Raw genomic sequence first — 15,615 nt, 5'->3', positions numbered from 1 at the left:
TTATGAGACTATTAAACTTATTAAAAATAGCATTTAAAGCCATCGTTCTTAATAAAACAAGAACCTTATTAACCATGTTAGGCATTATCATTGGTGTGGCTTCTGTAATTACCATGTTGGCAATTGGTGAAGGATCTAAAGAAAGTATTAGAACTTCTATTTCTGCCATGGGTTCTAATATGATTACTATAAGACCAGGGTCTGATGTAAGAGGTGGTGTTAAGCAAGCACGAAGTGCTATGGAAACATTAAAGTTAAGTGATTATTTTGCCATTAAAGAACAAGCAAACTTACTAACGTATATATCACCATTAGTTAATGGAGGTGGACAAGTTATTAGTGGAGCTAATAACTGGCCAAGTACTATTTATGGTGTAAACCCAGATTATTTAAAAATTAAAGTAGTCGATTTACAAAGCGGAAGTATGTTTACAGATACCGAAGTAAAAACAGCTGCAAAAGTTGCTTTAATAGGACAAACTGTGGTAGATAATGTTTTTCCTGATGGAGCAGAACCTGTAGGGAAAATGATTCGTTTTAACAATATTCCTTTTAAAGTTATTGGTGTTTTAGAAGAAAAAGGAGAAAATACGTTTGGTCAAGATCAAGATGATATTGTAATAGCACCTTACACAACGGTTCAAAAAAGGATTTTAGCTATAACTCATTTAGAATCTATTATGGCATCTGCAATAAGTGAAGATGAAGCACCAGAAGCTGTAACGCAAGTTTCAGAAATTTTAAGAACCCAACACGAACTAAGAGAAACTGATGAAGACGATTTTAATGTACGTTCTATGGAAGAATTAATTTCTACTTTTAGTTCTACCAGTGAAATGTTAACGCTACTTTTAGTAGCAGTAGCAGGTATTTCATTATTAATTGGTGGTATTGGTATTATGAATATTATGTATGTGTCTGTAAAAGAACGTACCAAAGAAATTGGTTTAAGAATGGCAGTAGGAGCAAAGGGAGCTGATATTTTAATGCAGTTTTTAATAGAAGCAATTTTAATAAGTATTACAGGCGGATTATTAGGCGTTTTATTAGGTCTTACAGCAACGGTGTTTATAGAAAAATTCTTAAATTGGCCTACCAGTGTGGCGTTATATTCTATTATTATTTCTTTTGTAGTTTGTGCTGTAACAGGTATTTTCTTCGGATGGTATCCTGCAAGAAAAGCATCAGCATTAGATCCTATAACAGCGCTTCGTTACGAGTAATAGCATTAAATTTAATAATTAAAATATAACAGCTATTTAAGTATATTTTAAAAGACTAATTGTTTAAAACAGTTAGTCTTTTTTTATGATTGAAGTCTTTGGGTCATAAATAAATTGAACGATTAAAATAGTGATTGCTATAAGGAAACCTAAAGTAGAAACACCTTGCCAACCAAAATGTTCCCATGCAAAAGCTCCTAAAAAAGTACCGAAAGCACCACCTATAAAAAAACCGACCATATAAACTGTATTCACGCGGTTTCTAGCTTCCGGATTCTTAGAAAATATACTAACCTGATTGGTAATGTGTAAAACTTGCAAACCTAAATCTACAATAATTACCCCTAATGCTAAACCAATTAAAGAGTATCCCGAAAAAAAGAAAATCACCCAAGAAATCATCAATAGTATGGTAGAAAAGACAATAAGTTGTTTTTGTTTATATTTATGACTTATCTTCCCTACAACGGTTGCTCCAAGTGCACCAACAATACCAAAAACACCAAAGGCTCCAGCAATATCACTATCGTAACCAAAATGATCTTCCATTAAAAAGACAAAGGTGGTCCAAAAAACACTCAATCCTGCAAAACCAAGTCCGCCACGTAATGCAGCCAATCTTAATGAGGGTTCTGTTTTAAAATAATGTCCTATAGATTTTAATAAACTTCCGTAACTTTCTTTATAACTAGGTTTAATTTTTGGTATTTTATATTGAAGTAAAATAAACAACAATACCATGAGTACTGTTGCGGCAGTAAACATAAAGCGCCATCCGTACCATTTGCCAACAATACCACTTATAACACGGCTTCCTAAAATACCAATAAGCAGTCCGCTCATTACAATACCAATGGCACGTCCTCTGCCTTTATCATCCGATAATTGTGCAACCATCGGTACAAATAATTGAGGTATTGCTGATGAAAAACCAATAAAAAAACTACTTATAATCAATAGATATAATGTGCTTGATAATGAAGCCGCAATCAATGAAAGTATCATTAAAGCAAAATCGAACTGTAATATTTTTTTGTTAGAAACTTTATCCCCCAAAGGCACAATAAATAACAATCCAAAAGCATACCCTAATTGTGTTGCTAAAGGCACATTACTTACGGCAGATTCACTAACCCCAAATTCTACAACCATTTGGTGTAAAAGAGGTTGGTTGTAATAAAGGTTTGCAACAACAAGTCCAGCAGATATACTCATTAAGTATAATACGGAATTGGATAAATTTTTACTCATATTTTAAATCTTAATAATGCCTTTAAACAATGCATCAAAGGTATAAAACTATAAAAAGTATCAGTAATTAAAGGCTTAATTAATTTATCTAATTTTAATTTTCTTTATTTTTTAATTAAGGAATTGTACTCCTAAAGCATGTACGACTTTTGTAATCGTTTTCTAATTTTTGCCAATGTGTTTAAAGTAATTAAATTAACTACAAAAACCGAATGGAAAATTTGATAGTATTTACAGAAATAGTGGATAATTAATTATTATGGGTATGAGCAATAGTATTTTTAAGGAATTATTTAATTTTACCATATATTCTTTTCGTTCAAGTAATATAATTGTGAATACCTTTGAAGAAAAGAGTTGTTTTTTAGCTCAGTTCTTTGTTGGGTATGGTTATTTGTAATTTATTTCTCGGATTATCATTGTTTTCAAAGTTCCGTTTTCAATTATCTTTTTTTCAGTCCAATTGTCAAATTGATCTATTTTATACTCAAATTTCTAATTTGACAGCAAAGAATCTTTTTCATTATATTCCTTAAGTCCTATAAAATTCTTTCGATCAGATTCGTAAACTGATTTTCGATTCTGTCCTTGTCTAGGAAGATTGATAGATAAAATACTGTCAATTTTTTTATTAGTATTGAAGTAAGTAATCACCGTTGAATTTCGAATCGTGTCATTAGTTTCTTTATCAATAAATATTTGTCTCATTATCGATTTTTCTTTGGTTTTGTTATTTCTGTAATAATAATTTTCTATTTGCTCAAACCTTTCAGTTGCATTGTCCATAATTCCGCTTGACTGAAAAAGCAAAGAGTTTTTGTATGAATAGTTTACTTTGATAGGCATACTGTCTGTTGACATTTTTACAATTTCTTGCTTTAATCTGTCGGAAGAGTCATAGACATAATCAATTTCCATCTGTTCATTGTCAAACAAAGTTCTTCGAGTTTGAAGAGCAATTTGGTCATCATCTCTATATCTTTTTATCGCAATTAAAAGAGTGTCTTGAATTTCGTTTTTTAAGGAATCTTCTTGAATTCGAATCGTGTATTCGGTTATTTCTTCCACACTTTTGATCAATCCGTTGTCCAAAAACTTCTTTTGTTTACTGCAACCAATTATGGATAAAGAAAAAAATAATATCAGTAGTCTGTTCATTTGGTTTTAATTGTTCCCAACGGTTTTTGTGTATGATTATTGGCATGTTTAAGTAACTAATTTAGTAAATAAAAACAGAATAGAACATCTGCAAGGAATTTTGTAAGTGAGCAAAACCTATTAATTATACAGATATTAATAACTGTATTTATTTCATAAATTCTAAAGCTTTAAGAGTGATTTCTTTTCTTAATTTTGGAAATAATTCTTTATTCGTATTTTCATTAGGTTCAATATTAATAGCAAAAAAATACGTGTTATTTTTCGATTTACGATACCCTACAAACCAACCATTATGATTTCCATTTCTAACTGATAAACCTATTTTTCCATATAATTTATATCTTTCGTTTTCTTCAATAAAAGATATTCTTTTTAGGATTTCTTCAGTTCTTTTAGAAATTTTCAATTCTGAATTAACAAAACGTTTTAAAAAATCTATTTGTTGAAATTGATTAATTCTTGATTTTCCTTCTAACCAAAAGATATCTAAATTTTTAGAGGTAACATTCATATCTCCAAATTGTAATTTTTTAAGATATTTATTCATTCTTTTTTCTCCAATTTTATTAGCAATTTCTTGATAACACGGAACACAAGAATATTGAAAAGCATTTCTTAATATTAAATCTTGTTCCCAGATTTTATAAGCTCTTTTTTCTCCATTCCATTTGAATAATGTACTATCATTTTCTACAACTTTAGTTTCTAAAGCAATTATAGAATTCGGAATTTTAAATGTAGATGCGGGTAATCGTCCCGTTTTAGCCCAATCAAAGTTATTAGAATAAAATAAATCTTTATGTAGATTATAAATTAGAATAGATCCATCTACATTACTTGAATCAATAATTGATTGAAATTCAGGTTTAAGTATTTCTTTTGTTTTAGCTTTTTCATTACAAGAAACTAAAATACTTACTATTAAAATAATATTTAATATTTTTATTTTCATATGGTTACCGATGTTTTTGTATGTGTTTTGTTGCGTGTTTTAAGAAACTAATATAGTAAATAATTACCGACAAAGAATGACCTCGAAGACTTTTGCAAGTAGGTAATGGTAAGAAATTAGTTTTGATATCAGTTTCAAATAAATTGAAAAAAACAACGTTTTGCTATTGCAAAATAAGGCTTACCATATTACGAATCCTACGTTTCTGTTTTATCAAAATAAATAGTAATTAAATAAAAAATAAAAGCTTAAAATACTAACGAATAGAATTATGAGCTTGTAATAATAATGTATAAAAGAGTTGCTTTTTAACTCAATACTTATTTCAACCTCTCTCCTAAAAATGTCACTTTTTTCAACCAACTTGTTCTAAAGTTTGAAGAGGATTTTTTATTGAAGCAATATAAGTTGTTCTTACAGGGTTTACTCCGCAAAATTTTAATGTTCCATTTTTGAATTGGTTAATAGCTGGACTTTTCATAATCAGGAAATCATACCATTTTGGGGATCTACCGTAATTATTAATCTTGCAGATTTTCCTTTCAAAAGTTTTTCAGGTAATGATTTCCCTTCAATTGGTTGATATGTAATTCCTGGTAAAAAGACTCTATCAATAAATCCTTTCATTATAGCTGGGTAACAATACCACCACATAGGAAATATCCAAACAATATGGTCTGCTTTTTTAATCTTTTCTATTGCTACAGATAGATCCGGTTCCAATTCCATTCGTTTTCGATAGCCAAATTCTAGATTAGGGTTAAATTTCAAATCCGCAATATTAATTTGTAGTATTGTTGCATCTGTTTTATCAGCTCCTTTTAAATAAGCACTTGATAAAGCATAATTAAAACTCTCTTTATCTGGATGTCCATTAATAATTAGTATTGTTTTCATACTTGTTCTTTGTTTTAGACAAAGAACAGTACTTCGTTACTTTTTTAAAAGGACATTTGTCTAATTCGTAATTGTTTTTCTTATTCTACTTAAATGTCTTTGGGTGATACCTAAATATGAAGCCAGAAAATTTAAAGGTATGGATTGTAAATATTCTGGGTGATTTATAAGTAAATCTGTATATTTTTTTTCAGCTGATTCTTTTTGCAACAACAAAACTCTCTTTTCCATTTTGATGTATTCTTGTTCAGTAATTAATTTGAAAAATTTCAACCAATTTGTACTTGATTTCTCCAATATTAAAATATCTTCTCTAGATATCGTTAGTAGTTCTATATCTGTGAGGGCTTGAATATTTTCAATAGTTTTGGTTTGAGATAAGAAAGAAGAGTAGGCGCTAACAAATGAATTTGAAAAGGTAAAACAATAGGTAACTTCCTCTTCGGAAGAAGAGTAATAGAATGACCTAAACAATCCAGAAAAGACAAATGCGACTTCTTTAGAGACACGATTTTCTTTGATAAAAAAATCACCTTTTTTCAATTTAATATTCTGAACCTTACTTTCAAAGAGGTCGATTTCATGTTCGGTTAGCATATTAAATATTCGTAGGTAATTTCTCATTTTTTATTGTTGTCAATGCTTTTCTAGCTCAGTTATTTATTGCTAACGTGTTTTCAGTTTCCGACATTTTATTAATTTTCGGTTGTATAATCCAAATTCCAATAAAGTAAAACCATAACATAAAAAATTCACCTGCAAACTCCCCAAAATTCACTTCTTTTTGCAATTCAACTGTTTTAAATGTTTTTGCAACAAAATACAAAGAGTAAAACATTCCAAACATTGACAATAAATGAAGAGGAAGAATTATTCCAACCATTCCAGCGACAAATCCTGCACTTGGTCCTGTTCCGGTTTGCATGATTCCGCTGAACATTCCACCAATAAAAATAGAAATACAGAGTATATAAACTAATGGAATAAAGAAAAATACTTTAAATGTCTTCGTTTTCATTATTACGTTTTCTGGTATTTTCTTTTGTAAGCCAATTGCAATAGACCAAAACCAACCAAAGAAGACGCCCATGTAGAGTATCATTATTATTGGAAAAAATTTAAATATATTAAACATTTCTGTTGGATCAGGATTTGTTTCGGAATTAATTTTCGAAAACATGGTTCCCATCATTACTAATTGGAATAGTATTGGAATTCCAAACATTAATGTGAAAAGTTGCCAATGTTTTGCTTTTAAAAATCTGTCTATCATTTTAGTTTCGTTTTAGCATTACTGCCAATTCTATTATATAAAATTAAATATATTAATTATCAAGTAGACCTTTTTGAATAAAGAACATTTTTCTTTGATATGATGTCTTTATATCGCTTATTTTATATAAAACAAAAAGATGCACCATTACTGTGAATAGTCGTTTCTAATAAGCTATTAAAACAAGCTTTTGCGATTGCTAAATCAGGATTGACATATGATAATAATTATAGAAGTATTTTAGTGAAAAATTAAGTGATTTTTACTTGTTTTATTTACCACAGTGCTTTGTTTTGTGTAGTTTTTATTATCCGCCACCATTCATTTGATTAATTAATGTTCCATGCATAATTAGAAATGCTGGGTAGTATGAATAAATAATTAATTCATTTAAATCAATTATTTCCTCTGGCTGTTTTATAATTTTACAGTTTATTTCAAAAACAGAAAAATCACCTTCAGTCTTTTTGTACTTTAATAAATGAATTTTATTGTCATCATACAGATTGAATTCCTGCTTAAAAGTATTTATTTTTAAGATGTATTTTTTTTCTAGTCCTTTTTGATTAATCGTTATTATACTATCAAGAAGCCAATTAAATTTGATAGAGCCAATAGTTTTTGAATTCTTAATTATAGAATATTGATATCTTTCCCACCAGTTATCTTTTGTTCTAAACTCAATAGAATCTCCTAAATAATTTGTTTTTCCAATTGAATTAGAATCAGATGTTAATTTGCAAATAGAGTTTCCATTTTCAATAATTTCAAAACAGTATTTGTTAAAGTCTGTTGTTATATTCATAAACATTTGTTTTACTATTTGAAGATAATAATAATGAATTGTTACATTTTTATGTAATTATTTTTTAATAAGCAGTTCCGTTCTGCCATTATATCGGTCTTGTATATAAAAAGTGACGGTTTCGATTGCTTTAACAGTTAAAGTGAACTTTGCAGTTATGCAGGTTTAACTCTAGCGATAGGACAAAATGGAAGTAGTTAGTTATGTACGAGATTGAGATAAAAGAGAAATCACAAAAATTTCAAGAAACTAGCAAAGACAATACCTCTGATAGGCTCACAAGGAGGAAAGGAATGAATGTAATTCTCTTAAAAATTCTAATAGGAGTACTCTGGTGATAGCCTTTGCTTAAAGTAGAAAATACCAAACCTAAAAAGAGCTTTGGTTTGAGGGGCACTCCATTATTCAATAGCGGAGCTACCTACTAGATTGTTAATAGTTATTGTTTAATTCTATTGTCAATCTCTTTACTTTGTTCTAACATAACTGTTTCGTCTAAATATTCAATAACTATTCTGTTTTGTTTAAATTTTCTCATTAATTGCTTTGTCAATTTCTCAATTTCCTTCTTTAATTTTTCTGGCTTTAAAGGGAATTTAGGGTAATTTATAAAGCTTAATAAAATATGAGGTTCAATTTGACCGCTCATTACAATATTGGTATCGGATATTGAAACACTTAAATAAATATTTTCAGTAAGAATTAAGTCTTTCTGTATCTTTTGAAGATATTGTATAATTTCTGTTTTTTCTATTAATTTCTCGGTATATCCTAATTCAAGTCCTAATGTTACTTTAGCAGAAAAAGGTTTTAAAGTTTTCTTTGTTATATTCATTTTAAGATTCTAAATTTTTAATATAAAATCATTTTATTTAAAATACTTTTCGGCGTTTTCCCAAATGTTATATTTACTATGTTCTCCTAAATAATAATAAAATTTTCCATCGGGTTTAATGAGAATATAATTTCCAAATCTTACATCGTAAGGAAAAAACAATTTTTTGAATAAATTTTCTTTATCTGCTATCCAATTTATTTTTTTGGAATGATTGTATTCTAGATTATCGCATTTGGGTGAATTTATCCAAAATTGATTAATATTTGCTATTTTATGTAGTTTTTTTAGATAATTTCTATGTAAAACATTCCAACCTGATTTTGTGGTCGTATTTTTAACCTTTTTTGGAAATGGTGTTAAGTAATTAATTACAATGTTTTGCGACGAGTCAATTTGCTTAGCAGTCAATTTAGTTAAGTATGATTTCAGATTATCAAAAGTACTTTTATCTAGTTGTCCGAAATTTTGTCGCGTTACTAATAGAGCTATTTTTGTTGTATCGTTCTCAAAATGTATATCCAAATTTTTACTATAATCTTTAGTTTCAAAGAACTTTTGTTTGCTTATTTCCTCTCCACTTTCATCGTAGAAAACTATTGATTTTTTTTGTCCAAAAGTCAAACAAGTAAATAGAATAAATACAAATGTTAATCTCATAGTCTGTTTTTTAGCTTAAATGTTTGGTAACATATTTGTCTAAGCTTTGTTACGTGGTTAAACAACTAATTTACTAAATAAAACACGAATGCCGAAATTCAGAAGGAATTTTCCAAATGCGCCCAAAAAAAGCAATTAATTAACACGTTGTGTTTGCTCGAATTGGCATTTTTAATTTGCGGAGAGGTAAATAATTAATTTATATGACTAAATTCCCATATGAGTTAAACTACCCCTATGTTTACACTAAAGACAGACCAACAAAAATCGAATAAAGAGGTGTATTTACCTAGATAAGTAACCACATCATTTTAAGATTATCAAAAGCAAAGTAAGGTGGATATGGCAGTGATTAAGATAAAGAAGGTGTCTTAATAACACTAGTATAGCCTATGTTTAAAGTATAAGTTAATACCAAAGCTAAAAAGAGCTTTGGTGCAATGATTTACAAATTACCTTATAAGAGACCCATTTGGTTTATCCTGAGTGTTTGTTTGGGTAGGTTAGGGGTGTGTATTTTTTAAATACATACTTTTACTAAGTAAACAGCGAGTAAACAAGTAGTAGCTTTATAACAAAAAGGTTAGTGTTGTGCTACTGTTTGCTCTTTATAAAAGTAATTCTCATCTATAAAAAGGTTGTATTGGAATAGAGAATACTGTAAAATAGCAATTATATACTACCAAAAGCCTAAATATTTTTACCTTTGGTATGTGCTTTAAAAAGCGCATTATTAAATAATGAATTGTAAGCGAAATAAGTTTGCCTTTCAAACACTAACAAAATGCATAAAAATAAAAAAATAACCCTCTTTTCTCATCTACTCGTTTGGCTCGTGCTCTTTAGTATGCCTTACATATTATCTTACGGACAAGAGCAAGATTTAAATAGAGTTATTGCTCATTTTTGGGTACCCATAGCGTTTTACGCTGTTATTTTCTATATTAATTATTTTGTATTAATTGACAAATACTTATTTTCTAATAAAACAGTTCAGTTTATTCTTATTAACATAGTAATAATTGCGTTCAGCCTTATTTTAAAAGAATTGCTTGAAGATTTATTTTTTGCTGAAAGTTTAAAGAAAACAGCTAATAAAGACGGAAATGGGCCACCTATAAAAATGTTTTTGTACGTACAAATGCTCTCATATATGGCTCCTTTATTATTTTCAATAGCCATAAAAACCACCAAAAGATGGATACAAACAGAAGCAGAACGTAAAGAAGCGTTGAATGTTAAATTAAAATCAGAATTACAACATTTACATTATCAATTACAACCGCATTTCTTTTTTAACTCGTTAAATAATATTTATGCGATGGTAGATATTTCACCAGATCAAGCCAAAACATCTATTCACAGTTTAAGTAAACTGATGCGCTATATGTTGTATGAAACCAATGAAGAAACTATTTCCTTATCTAAAGAAATAGACTTTATGAAAAAGTACATCGATTTAATGAAATTACGTGTTTCCGACAAAACTGTTGTCAATTATAATTTTCCCCCCGAAGAAACAGGTATAAAGATTGCGCCCTTATTGTTTATTTCGTTAATTGAAAATGCCTTTAAGCATGGTGTTTCCGCGAGTAAACCAAGCACTATTGGTATTAATATTAGTACCTTAGAAAAAACGGTTTTGTTTACCATCGAAAATGATGATTTTCCTAAAAAATCTGATGATAAAAGTGGTTCTGGTATTGGACTTGTAAATATTAAAAAACGCTTAGAATTATTATATCCGAATAAAAATAGTTTTAACACCACTGTAAAAGACAATCGTTTTATAGCTAAATTAGAAATTGAAACCAACTAAATAATGAGCAATATAAAAATTACCTGTGTTATTGTAGATGATGAACCAATGGCGCTTAATTTAGTAGAAAGTTATGTAGAAAAAACACCTTTTTTAGTACTAAAAAAGAAGTGTAGCAGTGCTATAGAAGCCATGGAATTTTTAAAAAATGAGCCGGTAGATGTACTCTTTTTAGACATACAAATGCCAGATTTAACAGGTATTGAATTTTCTAAAATGCTACCAAAAGAAACTCGTGTTATTTTTACCACTGCGTTTGATCAATATGCGTTAGAAGGTTTTAAAGTGGAAGCACTAGATTACCTATTAAAACCTTTTGATTATGCAGAGTTTTTAGCTGCTGCTAATAAAGCAAATACCTGGTTTGAGTTGGTAAAAGGCAAAAAACAGCCTATAGTTTCTGAGGAAAAAGAATTTCTTTTTGTAAAATCTGAATACAAGCTATTGCGTATTAAATTGGCAGATGTCTTGTATTTTGAGGGATTGAAAGATTATATTAAAATTTGGTTGAAAGACAATCCAAAGGCTATTTTAACACTGATGAGTTTAAAATCTTTAGAAGAAGAACTACCAGAAACTCAATTTATGCGCGTGCATCGTTCTTTTATTGTATCGTTAAAAAATATTGAAGTAATAGAACGAAGTCAGATTGTAATTAACAAACAACGGATTACTGTTTCTGAAAATTACAAACCTAAGTTTTTAGAGTTTGTAAATAATAATTCTTTGTAACGAATTACTGTTATTTCAATCGAGGATTGTGGTATTCCAATCCAAACTTGTCATTCCGAAGAATTGAGGAACCGCCTAACAAGAGAACATTATGCATTTTATGAGATTCCTCCGTTGTCGGAATTGTAAAACTCAACTAGTTCTCGACTGCGTTCGAACGGAGATCTTATTCATTTACAGATCCCTATAGTTTTCTAATTTTCTTCTATAATAAAGACAGTTTCATAGATAAAATGTGAGGTATTATCTATTTTGTTTTATTTAAAAGAATAATACAAATACTTTTAAACTTTAAAAGATCAAATAATTAGAGATACATATGTATAAAAATATTTTAATAGCAGTTTCTTTACTATTTCTTGGTTTTACAACGCAAAGTAATTCACAGAATAGCAAAAACATAAATATTCCAGTTTTAAATTTTGAAACTTTAAAGCCTTATTTATATACAGATTCGGAAGAAATACATATTGTCAATTTTTGGGCAATGTGGTGTGCACCTTGTGTAAAAGAATTACCAATACTAGAAGTGTATCAAAAGAAACATCCTAATTTAAAAATTACATTGGTAAGTTTAGATTTTTCAGATGATTTAGAAACAAAAGTAAAACCGTTTTTAAAACGAAAAGGAATTATATCTAATGTAGTTCTTTTAGACGATCCAGACGCTAATAGTTGGATCGATAAAATAGACCCAAATTGGTCTGGATCTATACCATTTACAATCATATTCAATAATAAAAAAAGGACTTTTCATGAACGTATGTTTGAGAGTACAGAAGACCTTGAAAATGAAATAAAAAAAATAAATTAAAACCACAATCATGAAAAAAAGCAAATTAGTTTTCGCTGCCATTATTTTAATGAGTAGTCTATTTATTACCCATACAGCAACGGCACAAGATAGAAAAGGACCACCACCAAACGGAGAAAGAAAAGGTCCTCCAGGAGGCGGACACAGTCCAGTACAATCTAAAACATTAGAAGAAATTGGTGGATACAAAATAGGAGATGTAGCTGCTGATTTTAAATTAAAAAATGTAGATGAAAGCACGTTTTCTTTATCAGATATTAAGGATGCAAAAGGATACATTGTAGTTTTTACGTGTAATGAATGTCCGTTTTCTAAATTGTATGAAGACAGGTTAACAGCGCTTCATAACACCTATGCTTCTAAAGGATATGCTGTGGTTGCTATCAATCCGAACGTAAGTGAAGATAATGATAAAGAAAGTTTTAAATCCATGCAAAAAAGAGCCTCAGAAAAAGCGTTCCCGTTTGTGTATTTAGCTGATGAAAACCAGGAAGTATCTCCTAAATTTGGAGCTGTAAGAACGCCACACGTGTTTTTATTAGACGCAAATAAAAAAGTACAATACATTGGTACTATTGATGATAATGCAAGATCTGCAAAAGCTGTTAAAGTAAAATATGTAGAAAATGCTATTGCGGCTTTAGAAAATGGTAAAAAACCGACACCAAACTTTACAAAAGCTATTGGATGTCCTGTAAAAGTGAAATAGTACGTTATTAAAATACATGATTACTTAATAGAGTAACAACTTAAAAAGACTGTTAAAATACTAGTGCGTGTGTGTTTGTGTTTCTTTTTTCTTCGGAAAATATGCACAAACATTTGCGTACTTTTTTTTTATATATCCACAAAAAAATCATTCAAAATAGTATTATGAAACTGTTTCGTAAAATAAGAAGAAATTTAATAGACTTAAGAAAGTTTAAATCCTATGCCTTATATGCTTTAGGTGAAATAATTTTGATTGTAATTGCTGTTTCCATTGCTTGGAAAATTAATGATTTAAGCGATATTCAAAAAAACAACAGTCTGGTAGATGAAATTTACACCAATCTACATGATGAATTAACAACCAATTTGCGTTTATTAAAACGTTCTTTGGAAGAAAATACAGAAACTATAACGTCTTTAGAAAATACGTTAAATTATGTTGGTAAAAACACCAATGAACTAACACAGGGTGCAAAAGATACTATTTTAAATGTAGCAGTGAAAGAAGTTAATTTACAAGACAGTTCTGTAAAATCTATTCTTAGTACAGCTAAATTGGAACTGATAGAAAGTAGTAAGTTAAAAGATTTAATAGCTACGTATTTAACCAAAATTGAGCAATTTAATAATCAGGATAAGAAAAATAAAAACATCGTAGAAAACAAGATAAAACCTACTTTAGAAAAATTTATTTCATTGATAGATATGCTTCCTGACAATGATTTAAAGTATAAACATATTAAAGAATTTGGAAATAAATCTGATTATAAAACCTTATTGGCTACAAAAGAATATCAGAACAGTATTATTGATCGATTATTACAAACCAAAATACAATTAGGTTACGCAAGAACTTTACATAGTAAAACCAAAATACTGATTACAAAGTTGCAAGAAGAAATAGAGTAACGTATTATTAATTGGCTTTATAAACTAAAATTTAGCTAAAAAATCTACTTCAAAATCACTATTTAATAACTAATTATTCTATAATTACTCTATAATTATAGGCAGTTTTTTATCATCATTCACAAAATAATCCAGTCCATTTTATTTTATCTGTTGTGAGCTCTTATTAAGCGGTAAATATATGGTGTTTGTCTATTTTGTTTTATAAAGCCAATCGTTAAAAGTACTTTTGATGCAACATAAAATCATACATATATTACATGAAAAAAATCGCATTAACCCTAGTACTTACCGTTACAATGTTTAGTTGTAATAGTATTCAGAACATTGGTTCTTCATCTAACCTTAAACAAGCTGCAACCTTATTAGGTTCTTTAAGTTCAAACTCTACTGTACAGCAAGTTTCTACTCTTTTTACATTATTAGACACTAATAAAGATGAAGCAATTAGCACAACCGAAGCAATTGGTTCTGTATCAGAAAACTTTAACGTATTAGATACAGATAATAATGCTACTTTAAATTTAACTGAATTAACAGGTTTATTAGATTTATTGAAATAATATAATTTTGAGTTGGTTAAAAAAAAGGCATGCTTTTAAGTATGCCTTCTTTTGTTTCTAATAAGATTTGTCTTTTATTGATACTATTATAGATTTGGTTAACGTAGTGTAAAAGCTATTATAGTCATCAAATGGTTCTCTACTACTCTAAAACTAACAATAATACTTTAAATGAAATAAGGATAGGAGTGTATTGGCCTCTTTTCATATATAATTGCGTCTATAAAATGATCTTGTTCATAGATATAAATCCCCTGTTTATCTATTCCTCTAAAAAGTCATTAAACCTAAGTTATATTTAGCAGTCTTAGAAGTATAAAAAAGAAGTTTAATTTAAAAATATGAATATTATGAAAGCATTTATAAAAACATTCGTTATACCATCTATGTTTATCGTTGCTGTTGCAACACAAGTTTCTGCACAAACACGTAGAACCACAACAACTAAATCTACTCCAACAAAAACAACAAGAACAGTAACTACAACAACGACTAAAAGAAGTACGGCAAGTAGAAGAATACCAAGTAAGACAGTAACGTATAAAAAGCCTACAAAAAAAGTGGTTTCTGTTAGAAATGTACCAAATAGAACGGTTGTAAGCCATAAAGGACAAAACTATTATTATGCAAATAATAAGTATTACACACAATCTAGAGGACGTTATATCGTAATAGCTCCAAAAATTGGGTTTAGAGTACGTGTTTTACCAACAAATTATAAAAGAATTAGATTTAACAATTACAATTATTACAATGTAAATGGTACTTTTTATCTAAATATAAATAATGAATATGAAGTAGTAGAACCAGAAGTAGGAACTGTGGTTTATGAGTTACCAAATGATTATGAAAAAGTAGTTATAGACGGACAAACCTATTATGAATATGCAAATATTCTATATGAAAAAGTACAAGTAAATGGCACTAGAGCTTATGAAGTAGTGGGTGTTATAGATGTAAATTAAGGTAAATATATTGGTTGATTGATTGAAGAAAAGGAGAGTAATTGT

16 protein-coding genes and 1 pseudogene are annotated in these 15,615 nt (G+C 28.8%); 8 read left to right on the top strand and 9 right to left on the bottom strand.

Annotated features, from left to right (window positions below; all coding sequences use genetic code 11):
* Nucleotides 1–2 precede the first annotated feature (2 nt).
* A complete protein-coding gene (locus H0I29_RS15655; protein WP_218753213.1) occupies nucleotides 3–1,223 on the top strand; it encodes an ABC transporter permease in 1,221 nt (406 codons plus the stop codon).
* A gap of 72 nt (nucleotides 1,224–1,295) precedes the next feature.
* Here the strand turns inward: H0I29_RS15655 and H0I29_RS15650 are convergent, their stop codons facing one another.
* The 9 genes and pseudogenes from H0I29_RS15650 to H0I29_RS15610 form a co-directional block, all read right to left on the bottom strand.
* The gene (locus H0I29_RS15650) at nucleotides 1,296–2,474 is read right to left on the bottom strand and encodes an MFS transporter (RefSeq protein ID WP_218753212.1); all 1,179 of its coding nucleotides are present in this window, start codon (nucleotides 2,472–2,474) and stop codon (nucleotides 1,296–1,298) included.
* Nucleotides 2,475–2,969: 495 nt separating this feature from the next.
* Entirely contained in the window at nucleotides 2,970–3,632 is a 663-nt protein-coding gene (locus H0I29_RS15645) for a hypothetical protein (protein ID WP_218753211.1), read from the bottom strand.
* 148 nt (nucleotides 3,633–3,780) lie between these two features.
* A complete protein-coding gene (blaOXA, locus tag H0I29_RS15640) occupies nucleotides 3,781–4,587 on the bottom strand; it encodes a class D beta-lactamase (RefSeq protein WP_218753210.1) in 807 nt (268 codons plus the stop codon).
* Between the two features lie 320 nt (nucleotides 4,588–4,907).
* A pseudogene (locus tag H0I29_RS15635) lies at nucleotides 4,908–5,484 on the bottom strand (NAD(P)H-dependent oxidoreductase).
* 60 nt (nucleotides 5,485–5,544) lie between these two features.
* Nucleotides 5,545–6,108: a Crp/Fnr family transcriptional regulator gene (locus H0I29_RS15630; protein ID WP_218753209.1), complete on the bottom strand. Its 564-nt coding sequence runs from the start codon at nucleotides 6,106–6,108 to the stop codon at nucleotides 5,545–5,547.
* A gap of 28 nt (nucleotides 6,109–6,136) precedes the next feature.
* A complete protein-coding gene (locus H0I29_RS15625; protein WP_218753208.1) occupies nucleotides 6,137–6,757 on the bottom strand; it encodes a hypothetical protein in 621 nt (206 codons plus the stop codon).
* A 307-nt stretch (nucleotides 6,758–7,064) separates the two neighbouring features.
* A complete protein-coding gene (locus H0I29_RS15620; protein WP_218753207.1) occupies nucleotides 7,065–7,562 on the bottom strand; it encodes a hypothetical protein in 498 nt (165 codons plus the stop codon).
* A gap of 439 nt (nucleotides 7,563–8,001) precedes the next feature.
* Nucleotides 8,002–8,397, bottom strand: coding sequence for a hypothetical protein (locus tag H0I29_RS15615; protein ID WP_218753206.1), 396 nt, complete (start codon nucleotides 8,395–8,397; stop codon nucleotides 8,002–8,004).
* Between the two features lie 33 nt (nucleotides 8,398–8,430).
* Complete coding sequence (locus tag H0I29_RS15610) at nucleotides 8,431–9,057, bottom strand: hypothetical protein (protein WP_218753204.1); 627 nt, start codon at nucleotides 9,055–9,057, stop codon at nucleotides 8,431–8,433.
* Between the two features lie 847 nt (nucleotides 9,058–9,904).
* On the opposite strand from H0I29_RS15610, the gene H0I29_RS15605 reads away from it, so the two are divergent.
* The 7 genes from H0I29_RS15605 to H0I29_RS15575 all read left to right on the top strand — a co-directional run bounded on the left by H0I29_RS15605 (nucleotide 9,905) and on the right by H0I29_RS15575 (nucleotide 15,570).
* Nucleotides 9,905–10,876, top strand: coding sequence for a sensor histidine kinase (locus H0I29_RS15605; protein ID WP_254712649.1), 972 nt, complete (start codon nucleotides 9,905–9,907; stop codon nucleotides 10,874–10,876).
* Between the two features lie 3 nt (nucleotides 10,877–10,879).
* Nucleotides 10,880–11,608 (top strand): LytTR family DNA-binding domain-containing protein, encoded by a 729-nt coding sequence (locus H0I29_RS15600; RefSeq protein WP_218753200.1) that lies wholly within the window; start codon nucleotides 10,880–10,882, stop codon nucleotides 11,606–11,608.
* Nucleotides 11,609–11,927: 319 nt separating this feature from the next.
* Nucleotides 11,928–12,422 carry a TlpA disulfide reductase family protein gene (locus tag H0I29_RS15595; protein WP_218753198.1) on the top strand — a complete coding sequence of 165 codons (495 nt, stop codon included), beginning with the start codon at nucleotides 11,928–11,930 and terminating at the stop codon, nucleotides 12,420–12,422.
* A gap of 10 nt (nucleotides 12,423–12,432) precedes the next feature.
* The gene (locus tag H0I29_RS15590) at nucleotides 12,433–13,131 is read left to right on the top strand and encodes a thioredoxin family protein (protein WP_254712648.1); all 699 of its coding nucleotides are present in this window, start codon (nucleotides 12,433–12,435) and stop codon (nucleotides 13,129–13,131) included.
* A gap of 164 nt (nucleotides 13,132–13,295) precedes the next feature.
* The gene (locus tag H0I29_RS15585; RefSeq protein WP_218753196.1) at nucleotides 13,296–14,042 is read left to right on the top strand and encodes a hypothetical protein; all 747 of its coding nucleotides are present in this window, start codon (nucleotides 13,296–13,298) and stop codon (nucleotides 14,040–14,042) included.
* A 260-nt stretch (nucleotides 14,043–14,302) separates the two neighbouring features.
* Nucleotides 14,303–14,605, top strand: a complete 303-nt coding sequence (locus tag H0I29_RS15580; RefSeq protein WP_218753194.1) for a hypothetical protein — start codon at nucleotides 14,303–14,305, stop codon at nucleotides 14,603–14,605.
* A 350-nt stretch (nucleotides 14,606–14,955) separates the two neighbouring features.
* Nucleotides 14,956–15,570: a DUF6515 family protein gene (locus tag H0I29_RS15575; protein ID WP_218753192.1), complete on the top strand. Its 615-nt coding sequence runs from the start codon at nucleotides 14,956–14,958 to the stop codon at nucleotides 15,568–15,570.
* Nucleotides 15,571–15,615: the final 45 nt, after the last annotated feature.

This window comes from Polaribacter sp. R2A056_3_33 (assembly GCF_019278485.1).
GTDB lineage: Bacteria > Bacteroidota > Bacteroidia > Flavobacteriales > Flavobacteriaceae > Polaribacter.
This window is presented reverse-complemented; position numbering and strand designations above follow the sequence as displayed.

Excerpts from the sequence above, each read along its gene's own strand:
- H0I29_RS15575 (WP_218753192.1), top strand. The coding sequence starts at position 14,956 with ATGAAAGCATTTATAAAAACATTCGTTATACCATCTATGTTTATCGTT.
- H0I29_RS15630 (WP_218753209.1), bottom strand. The coding sequence starts at position 6,108 with ATGAGAAATTACCTACGAATATTTAATATGCTAACCGAACATGAAATC.
- H0I29_RS15615 (WP_218753206.1), bottom strand. The coding sequence starts at position 8,397 with ATGAATATAACAAAGAAAACTTTAAAACCTTTTTCTGCTAAAGTAACA.
- H0I29_RS15595 (WP_218753198.1), top strand. The coding sequence starts at position 11,928 with ATGTATAAAAATATTTTAATAGCAGTTTCTTTACTATTTCTTGGTTTT.
- H0I29_RS15650 (WP_218753212.1), bottom strand. The coding sequence starts at position 2,474 with ATGAGTAAAAATTTATCCAATTCCGTATTATACTTAATGAGTATATCT.
- H0I29_RS15585 (WP_218753196.1), top strand. The coding sequence starts at position 13,296 with ATGAAACTGTTTCGTAAAATAAGAAGAAATTTAATAGACTTAAGAAAG.
- H0I29_RS15600 (WP_218753200.1), top strand. The coding sequence starts at position 10,880 with ATGAGCAATATAAAAATTACCTGTGTTATTGTAGATGATGAACCAATG.
- H0I29_RS15625 (WP_218753208.1), bottom strand. The coding sequence starts at position 6,757 with ATGATAGACAGATTTTTAAAAGCAAAACATTGGCAACTTTTCACATTA.
- H0I29_RS15655 (WP_218753213.1), top strand. The coding sequence starts at position 3 with ATGAGACTATTAAACTTATTAAAAATAGCATTTAAAGCCATCGTTCTT.
- H0I29_RS15605 (WP_254712649.1), top strand. The coding sequence starts at position 9,905 with ATGCCTTACATATTATCTTACGGACAAGAGCAAGATTTAAATAGAGTT.
- H0I29_RS15645 (WP_218753211.1), bottom strand. The coding sequence starts at position 3,632 with ATGAACAGACTACTGATATTATTTTTTTCTTTATCCATAATTGGTTGC.
- H0I29_RS15580 (WP_218753194.1), top strand. The coding sequence starts at position 14,303 with ATGAAAAAAATCGCATTAACCCTAGTACTTACCGTTACAATGTTTAGT.
- H0I29_RS15620 (WP_218753207.1), bottom strand. The coding sequence starts at position 7,562 with ATGAATATAACAACAGACTTTAACAAATACTGTTTTGAAATTATTGAA.
- H0I29_RS15610 (WP_218753204.1), bottom strand. The coding sequence starts at position 9,057 with ATGAGATTAACATTTGTATTTATTCTATTTACTTGTTTGACTTTTGGA.
- H0I29_RS15590 (WP_254712648.1), top strand. The coding sequence starts at position 12,433 with ATGAAAAAAAGCAAATTAGTTTTCGCTGCCATTATTTTAATGAGTAGT.
- blaOXA (WP_218753210.1), bottom strand. The coding sequence starts at position 4,587 with ATGAAAATAAAAATATTAAATATTATTTTAATAGTAAGTATTTTAGTT.